Below are 16,574 nucleotides of genomic sequence, written 5' to 3' on the forward strand. Positions count from 1 at the left end.
GTCGAGTCGCGAGCACGAGTGACGGGGAGTGGTTCGGGTGCGGTTGGCATGGACACGATCGTGGGCAGCGATGGCGCTGACCGGCATCGTGCTCACGGTGGGTAGCGCCTGCGCGGTCCCGTCGGCCTCGTCCGGCCCAGCGTCCGGGGGTGGTCCGGAGGCCACGGTGACCGACGTCCTCGGACGTCAGGTGACGCTGCCGCTGCCGTCGTCGCGGATCCTGCTCGGTGGGTCCCGGATGCTCTACACCACGGCGATGCTGAACCCGGCGAACCCGGTGGCGAACGTCGTGGGCTGGCCGAACGACCTCCAGCAGAACGATCCCGACACCTACAACCGGTACGCCGCGAAGTTCCCGCAGGTGGCCCAGGTCCCGGTGCTGGGCCAGCTGCCCAACGGGTCGTTCTCCGCCGAGAAGGCGATCGACCTGAAGCCGGACGTCTTCGTCATCAGCGCGGCGAACTTCCCCGCCGCGCGCGACGCGGGCACCATCGACCAGCTCGACCGCGCCGGGATCCCCACCGTCGTCGTCGACTACTTCACCGACCCGCTCAGGAACACGGTGCCGAGCGTCCAGCTCCTCGGCCGCATCTTCGGCCGGGAGCAGGCGGCCGCGAACTACGTCGACTGGTACCAGGCCACGATGAACCGGGTCCGCGCCCGGCTCGACGCCGCACACCCGGCGCCCACCCCGACCTTCTTCTGGCGCGCGCCGGGCTACTACGACTGCTGCTCGACGTTCGCCCGCTCCAACCTGGCGCAGCTCGTGACCTGGGCGGGCGGGGCCAACCTCGGCGACGAACTGCTGAAGTCCCCGCAGGGCACGCTCTCGCCGGAGACGGTGCTGAGCCGCAACGAGCCCGTCGTCATCGCCACCGGCGCCGACTGGGCCGCGGGCGCCGCGCAGCCCGACAACGTCGTCAAGCTGGGCTACGACGAGACCCCGCAGGCGGCCCAGCAGCAGCTGCAGCAGGTGATCGCCCGCCAGCCCGGCTTCGGCGACCTCGCGGCGGTGCGGAACAAGCAGGTCCACGTGGCCTGGCACCACTTCTACGACTCGCCCTACAACGTGCTCGCCGCCGAGTGGTTCGCCAAGTGGCTGCACCCCGACCTGTTCCCGGACGTGGACCCCGCCACCACCATGACCGACCTGCACCGGCGCTTCCTGCCCGTCGCCCCCGGCGGCACGTTCTCCACGGACCTCCCGTGAGCGCCACGGGCGGACTGACCGCCCCACCCACCGACGAGCCCGACGACGCCCCGACGACGGAGACCACGGCGCCGGACCCGGGCCGCTCCTACACGGCGCTGCTGCGGCGCCGCCGGCTGATCGTCGCCGGGCTGTTCGTGCTCGCCGTCGTCGCCTTCGTCGCCACCATGCTGGTGGGAGCGGGGACGATGAGCATCGGCGAGTTCTGGAACGCCCTCGTCGCCCCGTCGATCGTGCCCCGGGTGGACAGCCAGATCGTCTGGAACATCCGGATGCCGTTCGCGGTGACCGCGGTGGTCGCGGGCGCCTCACTGGCCCTGGCCGGGGTGCAGATGCAGACCGTGCTGGGCAACCCGCTCGCCGAGCCCTACACCCTCGGGGTGTCCGCGGCCGCCGGCTTCGGCGCCGCGCTGGCCCTGGTCGGCGGCTCGATCGTGCCCGCGGCCGCGTTCATCGGCACCGCCGGCAGCGCCTGGATCTTCGCGATGGTCGCCTGCGGGGTGATCCTGCTGTTCGGCACGCTGCGCGGGGCGGGCACCGAGAGCCTGATCCTGCTCGGGATCGCGATGGTCTTCCTGTTCTCCGCGCTGCTCGCGCTGCTGCAGTACCTCGCCTCCGAGGTCGAGCTGCAGCAGCTGGTGTTCTGGACGTTCGGGAACCTCAACCGCACGACGTGGCCGCAGATCGCGGTCATGGCGGCGGTGCCGGTGGTGCTGATCCCGGTGCTGCGCCGCGCCGCGTGGACGCTCACCGCGTTCCGGCTCGGCGACGACCGCGCCAAGGCGCTCGGGGTGCCGGTCACCCGGGTGCGGGTGCTCGTGCTCCTCGGGGTCTCGCTGCTCGCCGCGACCACCGTGGCGTTCACCGGCACGATCGGCTTCGTCGGGCTCGTCGGCCCGCACGCGGCCCGGATCCTCGTCGGCGACGACCAGCGGCACCTCATGCCCGCGTCGATGCTCTGCGGGGCGGCATTGCTGTGCCTCGCGACCGTGGTCAGCACCGCCGTCTCGCCCGGGGTGATCGTGCCGGTCGGCATCATCACCTCGCTGGTCGGCGTCCCGGTCTTCCTCGTCATCGTCATGTCCACCCGGAGGCGGATGTGGTCCTGAGCCTCGTCGCCGAGCAGGTCGGGTTCGCCTACGGGCGGACCCCGGTCCTCGCCGGCGCCTCCCTGCCCCGTGTCCGCAGCGGCACCGTCACCGCCCTGGTCGGCCCCAACGGCACCGGGAAGTCGACGCTGCTCAAGTGCCTGGCCGGCCTGGAGACCCCCACCGGCAGCGTCCGGGTCGAGGACTCCGAGGGCGCGTCCGCGGGCCGCCTCGGCGACCACGTGCTCTACATGCCGCAGGACCTGCCCGCGTCGAGCTCGCTCGGCGTCTTCGAGGTGGTCCTGCTCGCCCGGCAGCGGCAGAGCCGGGGCGCCCGCCGGGTCTCGAAGGAGGCGGTCCGCGACGTCGAGGAGACGCTGCGGCGGGTGGGTCTGGGTGCGCTCGCGATGCGTCCGCTCTCGGCGCTCTCCGGCGGGCAGCGCCAGCTCGTCAGCCTCGCCCAGGCGCTCGTGCGCCGCCCGGGTGTGCTGCTGCTCGACGAGCCGACCAGCAACCTCGACCTGCGCAACCAGCTGCACATCCTCGGGCTGATCCGCGAGCTCGCGACCACCGCGCCGGCCGCCGTCGTGGTCTCCGTGCACGACCTCTCGCTCGCCGCCCGCTACGCCGACCAGGTCGCGGTGCTGCACGGCGGCGGGGTGCACGCGGTGGGGCCGCCCGAGGACGTGCTCACCGAGGAGATGCTCCGCGAGGTCTACGGCGTCGAGGCCACGGTCTCGCGGGCCGCCGACGGCACGACGACCGTCGACGCCCGCGGGCTCTCCGACCCGTCGCGGGCGGCCATCGGGTGACCCGGGGCGGGGGTCAGCTCCCGCCCACGGTCTCCGGCGCGGTGCCGACCGCGCCGGGGTGCGGTGCCAGCCGGTCGGCGGCCACCGAGAACCCCACCGTGGTGCCGCCGCCCGGCGGCGTCGTCACGAACGCCGCGCCGCCGTGGGACTCGGCCACGTCGCGCACGATCGCCAGCCCGAGCCCGGAGCCCGGCCGGCCCCGGGCGGCGTCGGCCCGGTAGAACCGGTCGAAGACCCGGTCGGCGTCGGCGGGGCCGATGCCGGGTCCGTGGTCGCGCACCGTCGTGGTCCCCGCCCGCACCCGCAGCTCGATCGGTTCGCCGGACTCGTCGAACTTCGCCGCGTTCTCGAGCAGGTTGCCGACCGCCCGCTCCAGGCCCTGCCGCCGTCCCCGCACGACGGACTCGTCGGCGTCCACGACGACGGTGCGCTCCGTACGGCGCCGCACCCGCTCGGCGGCGGCGGCGGCGACGTCGGCGAGAGCGACGTCCTGCTCGGCCTCGTCGGACTCGCCCGAGAGCGCGAGCGCGACGAGCTCGTCGACCATGTGCGAGAGCTCGCGGGTCTCGCCCTGCACGTCGCTGAGCAGCCGTTCCCGGGCGTCGGGGGACAGCTCGGCGAAGCGACGGAGCACGCTCGCGTTGGTGCGCAGGCTGGTCAGCGGCGTCCGCAGCTCGTGCGCGGCGTCCTGCACCAGCCGGTCCTGGGCCTCCCGGGACGCGGCGAGGCGCCCGAGCATGGTGTTGAACGAGGCCGACAGCCGGCCGACCTCGTCCCGCCCCTCGACCGGGACCTCCTCGGCGACGTCTCCGCGGCCGCTGACCCGCTCCGCGGCGCCGGCGAGGCGGACCAGCCGTCGGGTGATCCGGCCCGCGACGAGCCAGCCGGCGAGCGCAGCGGCGACCAGGACCGCGGCGCTCACCCACGCGATCTCCATCGCCATGCCCCCCAGCACCCGGTGGGAGACCGAGACGTCCAGCGCGACCTGCCGGGCTCCCTGTCCGCCGCCCAACGAGGTGGTGAGCACGCGGTAGGTGGTGCGTCCGAGGTCGATCTCGGTGGTGTCGGTGGCCCCGGCGACGGTGCCAGTGGCCAGGCTCCGCGCCGTGTCGGTGACCGGGATGGGCACCGGGGCGCCGCCGAGCACGGTCACCTGGCCGTCCGGGGCGACGATCCGGCCGACGATCGCCTGGCCGTGCCGGAACCCGTCGTCGCCGTCGCCGTCGCCGTCGGGGTGGTCGTCGGGGTGGTCGCCGGGGGGCGCGCTGTTCGGGGTGGCGAGGATGCCGGTCTGCCCCGCGGCGAGCGCGGTCTCGGCGGCCTGCAGCGTGGTGTCGCCGGCCTGGGTGATGCGGGTGGCCGCCGCGTGGTAGCTCAGCACCCCGACCAGGCCCGCCACGATGGCGCTGACCAGGGCGAACGCGAGCGCGAACCGGGTACGCAGGTTCACGGCCGACGCACCGTGTAGCCGACACCGCGCACGGTGTGGATCAGTGCCGGGGCCCCCGCCGCGGTGAGCTTGCGCCGGAGGTAGCCGATGTAGACGGCCAGGTTCTTCGAGTCGGCGCCGAAGTCGTAGCCCCAGATGCGCTCGTAGACCGTGGTGTGGTCGAGCACGATGCCCTCGTTGCGGGTGAGGAGCTCGAGCAGGTCGAACTCGGTCTTCGAGAGCGTCAGCTCGGCCTCGCCCCACCAGGCGCGGCGCGCCGAGGGGTCGACGGCGAGCGACGCGATGCGCAGGACACCCCGCTCGGCGGACGCCTCCGGGGCCTCGGCGGTGAACGCCGACCGGCGCAGCAGGGCGCGGAGCCGGGCCAGCAGCTCGTCGAGCTCGAAGGGCTTCGCGAGGTAGTCGTCGGCGCCCGCGTCCAGCCCGGCGACGCGGTCCGCGGTCTCCTGCCGGGCGGTGAGCATCAGGACCGGCGTGCGGTCCCCGTCGCCGCGCAGCACGCGACAGACGGCGAGGCCGTCCACCCCGGGCATCATGACGTCGAGCACCAGGGCATCGAACGTCTCGCGGCGCACCAGGGTCAACGACTCGACACCGTCGGGGACCCCGACGACCTCGTAGCCCTCGAGCTCCAGGGCCCGCGCGAGGGACTCGCGGATGGCGCGGTCGTCGTCGGCGACCATGACCCGTTGCGGCACCTCACCATGGTGCCCGCCCGGGATCGCTCCCGAGATCCTGGGCTCGGGCCGTTCATCGTCGCCACATCGGCGGGGGCCGACCGTGGCCGCATGACCACGGCCGAGGCCCGGACCGCCCCGCTGCCGGTGAACGCGCGGATCGTCGTCGTGTCCATCGGAACCCGGGACGACGGCTCCGCCGACGAGCTCGCCCGGCGGCTGCACCGACAGGGCTGGTGGGTCGACCGCCCCGACGCGCTCGGCGTCCCGCCCGTCCGGCTCGGGCCGGCCCTGCTGTCCCTCTCCGGCACCGGTCGCGCTCCACGCCGCCGGGCTTCCGTGCCGGCCTGTGTCCACCCCCTCGGCTCCCGGGTGGCGGGCGCCGTCCTCGACCGGCTCACCGCGCGGACCGCCGCCCTGATCGGCGACGTCCCGCACGCCGTCGTCTCCACCCATCCGCTCGTCAGCCAGCTGCTGGGTCGGCTGCGCCGCAGCGGCGCCCTGGACGCCCCGGTGATCAGCTATGTGACCGATCCGGCCGTGCACCCGCTCTGGTGGCATCCCGGCGTCGACCTCGTCCTCTCCCCGGAGCCCGGGATCACCGACCAGGTCCGGCGCCTCGCCCGGACCACCCCCGGCGCCCGCACCGGGATCGTCGAGACGGCCCGGGCGCAGGATCCCGCCGAGGTCATCCACCGGGCCGCCCTCACACCAACGTGCCGGACACCTGGGACAGGGGTTCGGCGAGGGCGTTGACCCGGTCGGCGAGGACGCGCCGGGCCTGGTCGTCGACGGCGTCGTAGGTCTTCCAGCCGTCGGGCCCGGCCGGGTCCTGGTAGGGGCGCAGCGCGGTGACGATGCCGGTGAACCGGGCCCGGAGCTGCTGGTCGAGCGCGGGGTCCCTGGTGGCCAGCGCGGGGGAGAGCAGATCGAACGCCTGCTGGGCGCCCTCGATGTTGGCGGCGAAGTCGGACAGGTCGGTGTGGGAGTAGCGGTCCTCCTCGCCGGTGACCTTCTTGGTGGAGACCTCGTTGAGCAGCTCGCGGGCGCCGTTGGCGAGCTCGGCGGGCTGGAACGCCACGCCGGCGACCAGGGTGCGCAGCGAGGCGAGGTCGGCGTCGAGCCTGTCGGCCAGCGGGGCGAGCCCGGCGGTGGTGTTCGCCTGGTAGAGCGCCTGTTCGAGACGGTGGAAGCCGGTCCAGCGGGTGGGGTCGGGCTCGTCGTCGGCGCGGGCGTCGATCTGCGGGTCGAGGTCGGCGAAGCTCGAGGCGACGGGTTCGATCGTCTCGTAGTGATAGCGGGCCGGGGCGAAGGCCGCCCTGGCGGCGGTGAGGTCGCCGCGGCGCACGGCGTCGGTGAAGACTTTCGTCCCGGCGACCAGCGCGTCGACCTGCGCGGTGACGTACTGGTGGTACTGCGTGGTCGCGGTGCTCAGCGCCGCGGCGCCGGCCGGGGTCTGCGCGGGTGCCGAGCCGGTGACGGTGAACCGGGAGTTGTCCCGGGCGGCGCCGGGGCAGTAGGCGAGATAGGTCCCGGGATCGAGGCGCAGGGTGAAGGTGCTCGACAGGCCGGGGGTGACGTTCTCCTTCTCGCCGATGATGCGGCTGGCCGCCTGCAGTTCGCCCTCGGTGACCTTGCTGGTGCCGTTGTTGACGACGGTGAACGTGACCGGCCCGGCGGGTACCGACGCGGGCTGCGGTGCGCACCCGGCGTCGGAGAGCTCCATCCGGATCTGGGCCGTACCCGGGTCCGCCGCGGGCCCGGACCCACAGGCGGCGAGCAGGGTCGCGGAAGCGAGGACGACGCCGAGGCCGGCCCGGCGGACGCTCATCGGACGTCCCCGGACTCGGCGGCGGTCACGACGGTGCTCGGGGTGCCCGCCGCGCTCGGCCGTCGCTGCGGCCAGAGGACGAACGCCAGCATCGGCACCAGGTAGACGACCCAGACGATGCCCTCGAGGACGGTCGGCTGCGGCTGGATGCCGAACACGCCGGTGACGATCGAGTACATCGGCGTGCCGTAGGAGACGACACCGGAGAGGTCGACGAGCCGGTCCTGGCCGAACGCGATCCACCCGGCGCCGTGGGCGGTGTGCGCGGCGGTGGTGAGGATGCCCGCGGCGACGACCACCAGGACCACGGCGGTGATGGTGAAGAAGCGGCCGAGGTTGATGCGCACACTGCCCCGGTAGATGCCGTAGCCGAGCGCGATCGACACGACGATCCCGAGAACCGCCCCGGACACGGCGGCGATCGGCGCGATCGACGAGGTGAACTGGGCGACCAGGAACACCGCGGTCTCGAATCCCTCCCGCAGGACGGCGAGGAAGGCCATCGCGACGAGCGCGGCGGACGACCCGCGGTCGATCGCGCCGGCGGCGGCGCTCTCCAGTTCACGGCGCATCCCGCGGGCGTGCGAGCGCATCCAGAAGATCATGTAGGTGACCATGCCGACGGCGACCAGGCCGATGACCGTCGACATCGCCTCCTGCCCGGCCTGCGGCAGTTCGACCGCGACGATCTCGAGCACGACCCCGACCAGGACGCAGATCGCGACCGCGAGACCGAGCCCGAGCCACATCGAGCGCACCGCGCCGGGTGGTCCCTGACGCCGCAGGAATCCCGCCACGATTCCCACGATCAGAGCCGCTTCCAGGCCCTCCCGCAGCCCGATCACGAATGTGGCCAGCACCGATGTCCCTCCCGGATCAGCACAGGCTCACCTCAATGAAGTGAGCCTCACCTTATCGACGTCGAGAGTGAACCGGACAATGCCGGCCCGGACAAGAGGAATGCGTAGCACATACCAGGAATTCCGCTGAGCGCAATTTTCAGAATTCTCACACGATCCATCAATGTTCGACGTGCTGATGCGTTCGTAGGTTCTCGCGCTCTTACCCAGTTCCGACCCGGGTTACGTCGGGGCTTCACCCGCGCCGATCAAGGTTGCTCGTCGGGCCCGGTCGACCGGTCGGGGCCAGGGACGAGAAACCGAGGTAGGCCCCCGATGCCCCCGAGCGGAACCACGCCCTCCCGAGCGCGCGTCTCCACCCTCCTGAGCAAGGTCCCGGAGATCACCCTGATGTTCTGGGCGGCGAAGCTGCTCACCACCGGGATGGGCGAGACCACCTGGGACGCCCTCGACATCGCCTTCGACCAGTACGTCGCGGTCGCGATCACCGGCGTGCTCTTCGTGGCCTCGATGGTCATCCAGTTCGCGCGGCGCTCCTACAACGCCTGGTCGTACTGGTTCGCGATCGTCATGGTCTCGGTGTTCGGCACCACCGTCGCCGACCTGGTCCACAACGACTTCGGCGTGCCCTACACGGTCTCGACGTCGGTGCTGTTCGTGCTGGTGCTCGCGACGTTCGGGCTCTGGTACCGCGTCGAGGGGACGCTGTCGATCCACTCGATCACCACCCGGCGCCGGGAGGTCTTCTACTGGGCCGCGGTGCTGCTGACGTTCGCGCTGGGTACGGCCGCCGGTGACTGGACAGCGTCCACGCTGCACCTGGGCTACCTGCCCTCGGGGATCATGTTCGCGATCCTGTTCATCCTGCCCGCGATCGCCTACCACTGGTTCGGGCTCGACGCGATCGCCGCGTTCTGGATCTCCTACATCCTGACCCGGCCGTTCGGGGCCTCGTTCGCGGACTGGTTCGGTGGCCCTCCCGGGCGCGGTGGGCTGGCGCTCGGCATGGACCGCACCGCGATCGTGCTCACCGTCCTCATCCTCGGGGTGATCACCTACTTCGCCGTCAGCAAGGTCGACCGGCCGCAGCCGGTCGAGGCCGGGACCCCCGCCGTCGAGACCGAGGCCTCCAGGACGAGCGCCCGATGAGGACCGCAGCCCCGACTCGGCCCGCCCCGGCGTTCGTGACGGGGCTGCGCCGGCACGGCGCCCGGACCGCGCTCATCGGCGACGGCGAGCGCCTGACCTACGCCGAGCTGGCCGACCGCGTCGACGACGCCGCGGCGGCGCTGGCCGGTCCCCGCCGGGTGGTCCTGCTCGCCGCGTCGTCGACGGTGTCGTCGCTCGTCGCCTACCTGGCGGCGCTGCGCGGTGGGCACGTCGTCCTGCTCGCCCCCGCCGGCGACCCGGGCACCCTCGAGGCGCTGCGGGACGCCTGGCGTCCCGACCTCGTCGTCGGACCCGACGGCAACGTGACCCGGAACCCCTCCGGCGCCCACCACGAGCTGCACGACGACCTGGCGCTGCTGATGGCGACCTCGGGCTCGACCGGCTCACCGCGACTGGTGCGGCTGGCGCGGGCCTCACTCGAGGCGAACGCGGCGGCGATCGCCGACTACCTCGACATCCGCCCCACCGACCGCGCCGTCACCACGCTGCCGCTGCACTACTGCTACGGCCTGTCGGTGGTGCACGCGAACCTGCTCACCGGTGCGGCGCTGGTGCTCACCGACGCCTCGGTGACCGAGCCCGGCTTCTGGGAGCAGGTCCGCGAGCACGGCGTGACCAGCCTGCACGGGGTCCCGCACAGCTTCGCGCTGCTCGAGCGGGCCGGGTTCGCCGCGATGGACCTGCCCCACCTGCGCTACGTCACCCAGGCCGGCGGACGTCTCACCCCCGACCAGGTCCGGTTCTGGGCCGCGACCGGCGAGCGCCGCGGCTGGCGGTTCGTCGTCATGTACGGCCAGACCGAGGCGACCGCGCGGATGGCCTACCTGCCGCCCGGGCTGGCGGCGTCCGCGCCCGAGGCCATCGGGCGGGCCATCCCCGGCGGGGAGCTGCGCATCGACGCCCCGGACGTCGACGGGGTCGGTGAGATCGTCTACCGCGGGCCGAACGTGATGCTCGGGTACGCGCACACCCCGGCCGACCTCGCGCTCGGGCGCGCCGTCACCGAGCTGCGCACCGGCGACCTCGGCCGGCGCCGCCCGGACGGGCTGTTCGAGGTGACCGGGCGCCGGTCGCGGTTCGTCAAGCCGTTCGGCGTGCGGGTCGACCTCGACGCGGTGGAGACCCTGCTCGGCGCGCAGGGGCTCACCGCGGCGGTGACCGGGGACGACACCGGGCTCGTCGTCGCCGTCGAGCACCACGACGCCGCAGCCGGCTCGCTGGCGGAGGCGACCACGGAGCACGACCTCGCCGCGCGGGCCCGCGAGCTCCTCACGGCCCGGCTGCACCTGCCCGGCTCCGCGGTCGCCGTGGTCGTCGTGGCGGAGCTGCCCCGGCGGGCGAACGGCAAGCTCGACCACCCGGCCGTCGCGACGCTGGCCCCGGTCGACGTCCCCCGGCGGCGAGGCACGGTCGCCCGGCTGTGCGAGAGGGTCGCGTCCGGCAAGCTCCCCGCAACGGTCCACGAGATCTTCGCGCGGACGTTCCCGGGACAGGAGCTCGACGACGCCGCGTCGTTCGTCGACCTCGGCGGGGACTCGCTGACCTACGTCGCCGTCTCGGCCGACCTCGAGCGGGCCCTCGGCGAGCTGCCCCGCGACTGGGACACCGTCCCGCTCGGCGAGCTCGCCGCTCGTGCAGCCCCCACCACACGGCCCTCGCGCTGGGCCCGGCTCGAGTCGGTGGTCGTGCTCCGCGCGCTGGCGATCGTGCTCGTCGTCGGCGAGCACGACCACCTCTGGACCTGGCTCGGCGGCGCCCACCTGCTGCTCGCCATCGCCGGGTGGACCTTCTCCCGCTTCCTGCTCACCCGCGCCGACGACGGGGACCCCGCGCTCGGGGTCTCGGCCCGGCTGCCGCAGCGCATCCTGCGCTCCGCGGCCCTGATCGCGGTGCCCAGCTCCCTGTGGATCCTGCTGCGGTCGACCATGACCGGCTCGGTGCAGCACCAGGACGCGCTGCTGCTCGGGTCGGTGTTCCACCCGCTGGTGCAGGGCTACTGGTTCGTCGACTCCCTGGTCCAGATCCTCGTGATGATGGCCCTGCTGTTCTCGGTGCCCGCGGTACGGCGGTTCGAGCGGCGGCACCGCTTCGGGCTGCCGGCGACGGTGCTCGCCGCCTCGCTGACGCTGTGGTGGGTGCCCAGCTACGACCGGACGGTGGTCTCCGATCTCTACAGCACCCACCTCGTGCTCTGGCTGTTCGTGCTCGGCTGGATGCTCCACCGGGCGACGACGCCGGCGCAGCGGGCGGTCACCGTGGCCGCGGCGCTGGTCCTGGTGCCCGCGTTCTTCGGGAGCGAGCTCGAGCGCGCGGCGATCGTGCTGGTCGGGCTCGGGGTGCTGCTGTTCGCGGCGCGCATCCGCGTCCCGCGGGTGCTCGCCGCCCCGCTCACGGCGATCGCGAGCGCCTCGCTGGGCATCTATCTGACCCACTTCGCGCTGCTGCCGCTGGCCGACGTCGGTGTCCCGCCGGTCGCGCTCGTCGCGCTCGGCCTCGTCGTCGGGATCGCGGCCTGGCGCCTCGGGAACGCCGCGGTGCACCGCGCGGTGCTGCTCCGGGCGCCGCGGCGCCCGCGGGTGCCGGCGGCGGCGCCCGCCACGCGGTGACCGAGGTGAGCGCGCGTCGGGTCCGGTCGCCCGGGGACGCGGTCGGCGACGGCCTCGCGCTGGTGGTCCTGACCGGGGTGGCCGCGGTCGTGCTGGTCGTGGCCGACGACGTCTGGCGGCCCGGGCGGACCCTCACCGGGTTCCTCGCGCCGATGCCACTGCTCGTGCCGGTGTACGGCCCGGTGATCAGCGTCGTCGCGGCGGTCGCCCTGGTGCTCGCCGGGTGCGTCTGGTTCCGGGCGCGCCGCGCGGGCCCGGCCTGGTCGCTCGCGGCGGCCGCGGTGGCAGTGCTCGACGCCGCGGCGCTGGTCGCGATCACGCTCCCGGTCGCCGACGTGGTCACCACGACCGTGCGCGCCGGCGGCTCGATCGACCCGCTCAGCGCGGTCGCGCTGCCCCAGCGCACGGTCCGGGCACCCGACCTGCGCACGGTGTTCACGACGACCGCCGAGGGGACGCCGCTGCACCTCTCGGTCTGGCGGCCCACGACCGGCACCGCGTCCCCGGGCGACCCCGACCCGGCGGCGATCGCCGATCCGGCCGCGGCGCCGGTCATCGTGTGGGTCCACGGCGGGGGCTGGGTGGGCGGGACCGATCTCGGCCAGGCCGCGGCGCTGACCCGCTGGGCGGACCGCGGCTGGCTGGTCGTCAGCGTGGAGTACGGCCTCGATGCCCCGGGGCACCCGACCTGGGACACCGCCGGGCCCCAGGTGGCCTGTGCGCTCGGCCGGGTCGCGTCCGACGCGGCCGCGCTCGGGGGCGACCCGGGCCGGATCGTGCTCGGCGGCGACTCCGCCGGCGGCCAGCTCGCGGTGTCGGTGGCCTACCACGCCGCCTCGCACACGCAGCCCTCGTCGTGCGGCGCTCCGGTCCCGGTGCCGCGGGCGGTGGCCGTGGAGTACCCGGCCGTCGACCTGGTCGACGGCTACGAGCACGGCGCCCGCTCCCCGGTGCCGCAGTTCGACGCCCGGTGGCTCGCCGCGACCTACACCGGCGGCAGCCCGGCGCAGGTCCCCGAGCGCTACCGGGCGATCTCGGGAACCGCCGCGCTGACCCCGCAGGCTCCGCCGACGCTCGTCGTCGGCGCGGGCCGCGACAGCCTGGTCCCGTTGCCGGGCCTGCAACGGTTCGTCGCCGCGGCCCGCGCGGGCGGGGTCGACGCCACGCTGGTCACCGTCCCCTTCGCCGACCACGCCTTCGACGTCGTCGACGGCTCGCTGGGCGCCCAGGCCGCCTCGTCGGTCCTGCGGGCCTGGGCCGCGGGCAGGGTCGGGGCCCCGTGAGGACGGCGCGCGACCCGTGGACCGACCTGCTGCGGATCGCCGCGCTGGGGATGGTGATCCTCTATCACAGCACCTTCATCGGGCCCCAGGTCTATCCGCAGTTCCTCGCCCGGCACCTGGTCTTCGCCCACCAGATCGGGGCGAGCGTGCTGCTCGTGATCTCCGCGCACCTGGCGGCGGGCTCGCTGGCCGACCCCGCCCACGCGACCCTCCGCTGGTGGTTCTCCCGCCTGGCCCGGCTGCTGCCCGGCTTCGTCGTCGGCACCCTCGCCGCGACCCTGGCGTTCGACTGGCTCGCACCCGCGGGGATGTACCGCGCGAGCGTCGGGGACCTGCTCGCCAATCTCGCGATGCTGTGGAACTGGAACGGCTACCACCACTGGGACTACGTCGACGGCTCCTACTGGACCCTGCCGCTGCAGCTCGCGGCGTTCTCGCTGGCGCCCTGGTTGCGCCGCTCACGTCTCGGCGGTGGGCGCGGGCTGCGGGTGCTGCTCTGGGCCGCGGTGCTGGTCCCGCTGGCGCAGTGGCCGCTGGCCCAGGGCGCGGGCGGGATCTACGACTCGGTGGTCGACGGGCTCGGGCTCTACCGCTGGCACCTGCTCGTCGCCGGCGTCGCCACCTGGATGCTCGGCAACGGACGTCTGCGCCCCGCCCAGGGCGCCGGGCTGCTGGCCGTCTGCGTCGCCGCGCACGCCGTCCAGAACGGCTGGTGGTCACCCACCGCGGGCCTGGTCACCGACGGCTGGTCGGTGCTCGGGGTCGGCCTCGGCATCGTGGCGCTGCTGCTCGCCCCGCGGGCCCGCGGGATCGCGCCGCCGCGTCCGGTGGCCGGCCTGTCCGCGCGGTTCGCGGGGATCTCCTACGGCGTCTACCTCGTCCACCAGACGCTGGGCTACGTGCTCATGCTGCGCCTGCAGGAGTGGTTCGGTGCCGGACCGACCGTCCAGACACTGGCCATGGTCGCCCAGGCGGTGCTGCTCGGCGCGGCCATGACCCGGTACGTGGAGCGCCCCGCCCACCGGGTCCTGCTGCGCTGGTTCGACGGGGTGGAGCGGGCCTCGGAGGGAGAAGGTCCGCCCCACCGCACATCAGACGATCAGCCCTGGCCGGGGGCGTCCGGCGTGTCGCCGGGCTCCGGGGTGTCCGGTCCCGGCTGGTCCGGGGTGTCGCCCGGCTCCGGGGTGTCGGCCGTGGCCGTCGACGCCGGCACGGCCGCCGGGACCGCGGCGGGGGCGGTGGTGCTCGCCAGGGCGAGCCCCGTGCTGCCCGCCGCCAGCAGCACGGCGGCGGCGCCGGCGACCACGAGGTACTTGGTCCGCATGGGTGGTGTCTCCTCTCGGTGGTCCGAAGGTCGGACCCACCGAGCGTCGCGGGTGGGCGATGAGACACGAATGTGCCGTTCCTGAACTTCGGTGAGCACTAGGACGGCACGGCCGCCGTGCGGTCCCCGTCCGGCACGGACCCGCCGTCGCCGGCGGAGCGGGGCAGGTCGATCTCCACCAGCGCCCCGCCCTCGGCGCGGTTGGCGGCCCGGACCCGCCCGTGGTGGGCGTGGGTGATGGTCTCCACGATCGCCAGGCCCAGTCCGCTGCCGCCGTCGCTGCGGGCGCGGGCGGTGTCGGCGCGGCGGAACCGCTCGAAGGCGTGGGGGAGGAAGTCGGCGGGGAAGCCGGGGCCGTCGTCGGCGACGGCGAACACCGCGCGGTCGTCCTCGCCGGTCAGGGTGAGCGTGACGACCGCGTGCTCCGGGCTGTGGCGGATCGCGTTCGCGAGGACGTTGTCCAGCGCCTGGCGCAGCCGGTCGGGGTCCACGTCGGCCTCGAGATGGGGTGGGGAGTCGACGACGACGTCCACGTCGCGCCGGTCGCCGACGGCGGAGGCGGCGCGGGCGGCCGACGCGGTCACCTCGGCGAGGTCCACCGTCCGGGCCCGGAGGAAGCCGCCGGACCCGTCGGCGCGGGCGAGGGTGAGCAGGTCCTCGGCGAGGCGGATGAGCCGGTCGGTCTCGCCCGCCGCCGAGGTGATGGCCTCGACGAGCTCGTCGCGGTCCCGCCCGGGACGGCCGGCGAGCTCGAGCTCGGCACGCAGGGTGGCCAGCGGGGTCCGCAGCTCGTGGCCCGCGTCGGCGACGAAGCCGCGTTCGCGCTCCAGCGCCTGGCGTTCCTGGGTGAGGGCCTGGCGCTGGCGGTCGAGCAGTTCGTTGAGCGTGGCCGCGAGCGAGGCGATCTCGTCGCGGGTGCCGGGCACGGCGAGGTGGGTGCCGTCGTCGTGCCGGGCCAGCCCGGCGCTCTGGCGGCGCATCCGTTCCACCGGGCGCAGCGCGGCGCCGGAGAGCCACCACGCGCCGAGCCCGGCCGCGATCACCGCGATCGGCCCGAGGATCAGCAGCCCGGTGTCGACGTGCTCGTCGGCGGCGTCGGCGATGTCGGTCCCGGTGCCCACGACCAGGACCAGCCCGTCGCGGTCGGAGAGGACGGTGGCCAGGAAGCGGGTGCGTTCGTGCTCGTCGCCGGTGGTGAACCCGAGCGGGCCCGCGCCGTCGACCCGGCGCGCGAGGACGGCCGCGAGCGCGCGCTGGTCGAGCACCGGCCCGCCCGTGAGGTCGGTGGAGCTCACGACGACCCGGCCGTCGGCCGACACCACCTGGACCGGCTCCTCGTCGCGGGTGGTGCGCAGCGCCGGGAGTCCGCCGGAGGTGTACTGCTCGGTCAGGGTCGCGGCGCGGCTGGCCAGCCCGACGTCGAGGGTGGCGTAGAGGCTGGTGCGCAGCTGCAGCACGAACCCGAGCCCGACGACGCCGATGAGCAGCGCCGTGCCCAGCGCGAACCCGAGCGCCAGGCGCACGCGCAACGGCACGGGGATCGACCCCCTTCCTGCTCAGCGCCCCGGGGTGGGTGCGGGCCGCTCCGGATCCGGGGCCCGGAGTCGGTAGCCCGCGCCGCGGACCGTCTCCAGCAGCTCGCTGCCGTAGGGCTTGTCGATCTTGCGGCGCAGGTAGGACACGTACTGGTCGATGATGTTCGAGACGCCGTCGTAGGCGAAGTCCCACACGTGCTCGAGGATCGTGGTGCGCGAGAGCACCTGGTCAGGATGCCGCAGGAACAGCTCGAGGAGCGCGAACTCCTTCGTCGACAGCGCCAGCTCGTCGTCCCCGCGCCAGGCCCGCCGGCTGGCCGGGTCGAGCACGAGATCCCCGACGCGCAGCACCGTCGGGCGGTCTACCCCGCCGCGCCGGATCAGGGCCCGGACCCGGGCCGCGAGCTCGCCGAAGCTGAACGGCTTGGTGAGGTAGTCGTCCGCCCCGACGTCGAGGCCCCGGATCCGGTCGTCGACGCCGTCGCGGGCGGTCAGCATCAGGATCGGCGACCAGCGACCGGACTCGCGCAGCTGGCGGCACACCTCGAACCCGTCGGCGCCGGGCAGCATCACGTCGAGCACGATCGCGTCGTAGCCGAACTCGCCGGCCTGCCAGAGGCCGTCCGGCCCCGTCGTCGCGATGTCGACGGCGTAGCCGTCCTCCTCGAGGCCACGACGGATCAGCGCGGCCATGCGCACCTCGTCCTCGACCACCAGCACCCGCATGG

At 74.3% G+C, this 16,574-nt stretch carries 14 protein-coding genes; 8 read left to right on the top strand and 6 right to left on the bottom strand.

Going from position 1 to position 16,574, the window contains the following annotated elements:
* Nucleotides 1-70: 70 nt before the first annotated feature.
* Genes LQ327_RS20580 through LQ327_RS20590 form a run of 3 tightly spaced genes read left to right on the top strand, consistent with a single transcriptional unit; the run spans nt 71 to nt 3,110 of the window.
* Complete coding sequence (locus LQ327_RS20580) at nt 71-1,210, top strand: ABC transporter substrate-binding protein (protein WP_230737193.1); 1,140 nt, start codon at nt 71-73, stop codon at nt 1,208-1,210.
* Nucleotides 1,207-2,319 (top strand): FecCD family ABC transporter permease, encoded by a 1,113-nt coding sequence (locus tag LQ327_RS20585; RefSeq protein WP_230737195.1) that lies wholly within the window; start codon nt 1,207-1,209, stop codon nt 2,317-2,319. Before LQ327_RS20580 ends, LQ327_RS20585 begins: the two co-directional genes overlap by 4 nt.
* Complete coding sequence (locus LQ327_RS20590) at nt 2,310-3,110, top strand: ABC transporter ATP-binding protein (RefSeq protein WP_230737197.1); 801 nt, start codon at nt 2,310-2,312, stop codon at nt 3,108-3,110. Before LQ327_RS20585 ends, LQ327_RS20590 begins: the two co-directional genes overlap by 10 nt.
* Nucleotides 3,111-3,123: 13 nt before the next feature.
* Here LQ327_RS20590 and LQ327_RS20595 read toward each other — a convergent pair whose 3' ends face one another.
* A complete protein-coding gene (locus tag LQ327_RS20595) occupies nt 3,124-4,560 on the bottom strand; it encodes a sensor histidine kinase (protein WP_230737199.1) in 1,437 nt (478 codons plus the stop codon).
* On the bottom strand, nt 4,557-5,243 hold the full coding sequence (locus LQ327_RS20600) for a response regulator transcription factor (protein ID WP_269070627.1): 687 nt from the start codon (nt 5,241-5,243) through the stop codon (nt 4,557-4,559). The genes LQ327_RS20595 and LQ327_RS20600 overlap by 4 nt, the downstream gene beginning before the upstream one ends.
* Nucleotides 5,244-5,348: 105 nt before the next feature.
* On the opposite strand from LQ327_RS20600, the gene LQ327_RS20605 reads away from it, so the two are divergent.
* Entirely contained in the window at nt 5,349-5,993 is a 645-nt protein-coding gene (locus tag LQ327_RS20605) for an MGDG synthase family glycosyltransferase (protein ID WP_230737203.1), read from the top strand.
* On the opposite strand, the gene efeO is transcribed toward LQ327_RS20605, so the two are convergent.
* Nucleotides 5,944-7,068 carry an iron uptake system protein EfeO gene (efeO, locus tag LQ327_RS20610; RefSeq protein ID WP_230737205.1) on the bottom strand — a complete coding sequence of 375 codons (1,125 nt, stop codon included), beginning with the start codon at nt 7,066-7,068 and terminating at the stop codon, nt 5,944-5,946. The genes LQ327_RS20605 and efeO overlap by 50 nt on opposite strands.
* A complete protein-coding gene (efeU, locus tag LQ327_RS20615; RefSeq protein ID WP_230737207.1) occupies nt 7,065-7,928 on the bottom strand; it encodes an iron uptake transporter permease EfeU in 864 nt (287 codons plus the stop codon). Before efeU ends, efeO begins: the two co-directional genes overlap by 4 nt.
* A 315-nt stretch (nt 7,929-8,243) precedes the next feature.
* Between efeU and LQ327_RS20620 the strand changes: the two genes are divergently transcribed.
* From LQ327_RS20620 to LQ327_RS20635, 4 genes are read left to right on the top strand one after another with little or no spacing between them, the layout of a single operon-like run.
* Entirely contained in the window at nt 8,244-9,077 is an 834-nt protein-coding gene (locus LQ327_RS20620; protein WP_230737209.1) for a COG4705 family protein, read from the top strand.
* Nucleotides 9,074-11,704 carry an AMP-binding protein gene (locus LQ327_RS20625; RefSeq protein ID WP_230737211.1) on the top strand — a complete coding sequence of 877 codons (2,631 nt, stop codon included), beginning with the start codon at nt 9,074-9,076 and terminating at the stop codon, nt 11,702-11,704. Before LQ327_RS20620 ends, LQ327_RS20625 begins: the two co-directional genes overlap by 4 nt.
* 5 nt (nt 11,705-11,709) lie before the next feature.
* The gene (locus LQ327_RS20630; RefSeq protein WP_230737213.1) at nt 11,710-12,987 is read left to right on the top strand and encodes an alpha/beta hydrolase; all 1,278 of its coding nucleotides are present in this window, start codon (nt 11,710-11,712) and stop codon (nt 12,985-12,987) included.
* A complete protein-coding gene (locus LQ327_RS20635) occupies nt 12,984-14,396 on the top strand; it encodes an acyltransferase family protein (protein ID WP_230737215.1) in 1,413 nt (470 codons plus the stop codon). The genes LQ327_RS20630 and LQ327_RS20635 overlap by 4 nt, the downstream gene beginning before the upstream one ends.
* 13 nt (nt 14,397-14,409) lie before the next feature.
* On the opposite strand, the gene LQ327_RS20640 is transcribed toward LQ327_RS20635, so the two are convergent.
* Both LQ327_RS20640 and LQ327_RS20645 read right to left on the bottom strand, forming a co-directional pair.
* Entirely contained in the window at nt 14,410-15,846 is a 1,437-nt protein-coding gene (locus LQ327_RS20640) for a sensor histidine kinase (protein WP_230737217.1), read from the bottom strand.
* Between the two features lie 21 nt (nt 15,847-15,867).
* Complete coding sequence (locus LQ327_RS20645; RefSeq protein ID WP_230737219.1) at nt 15,868-16,572, bottom strand: response regulator transcription factor; 705 nt, start codon at nt 16,570-16,572, stop codon at nt 15,868-15,870.
* Nucleotides 16,573-16,574 lie beyond the last annotated feature (2 nt).

This window comes from Actinomycetospora endophytica (assembly GCF_021026375.1).
GTDB lineage: Bacteria > Actinomycetota > Actinomycetes > Mycobacteriales > Pseudonocardiaceae > Actinomycetospora > Actinomycetospora endophytica.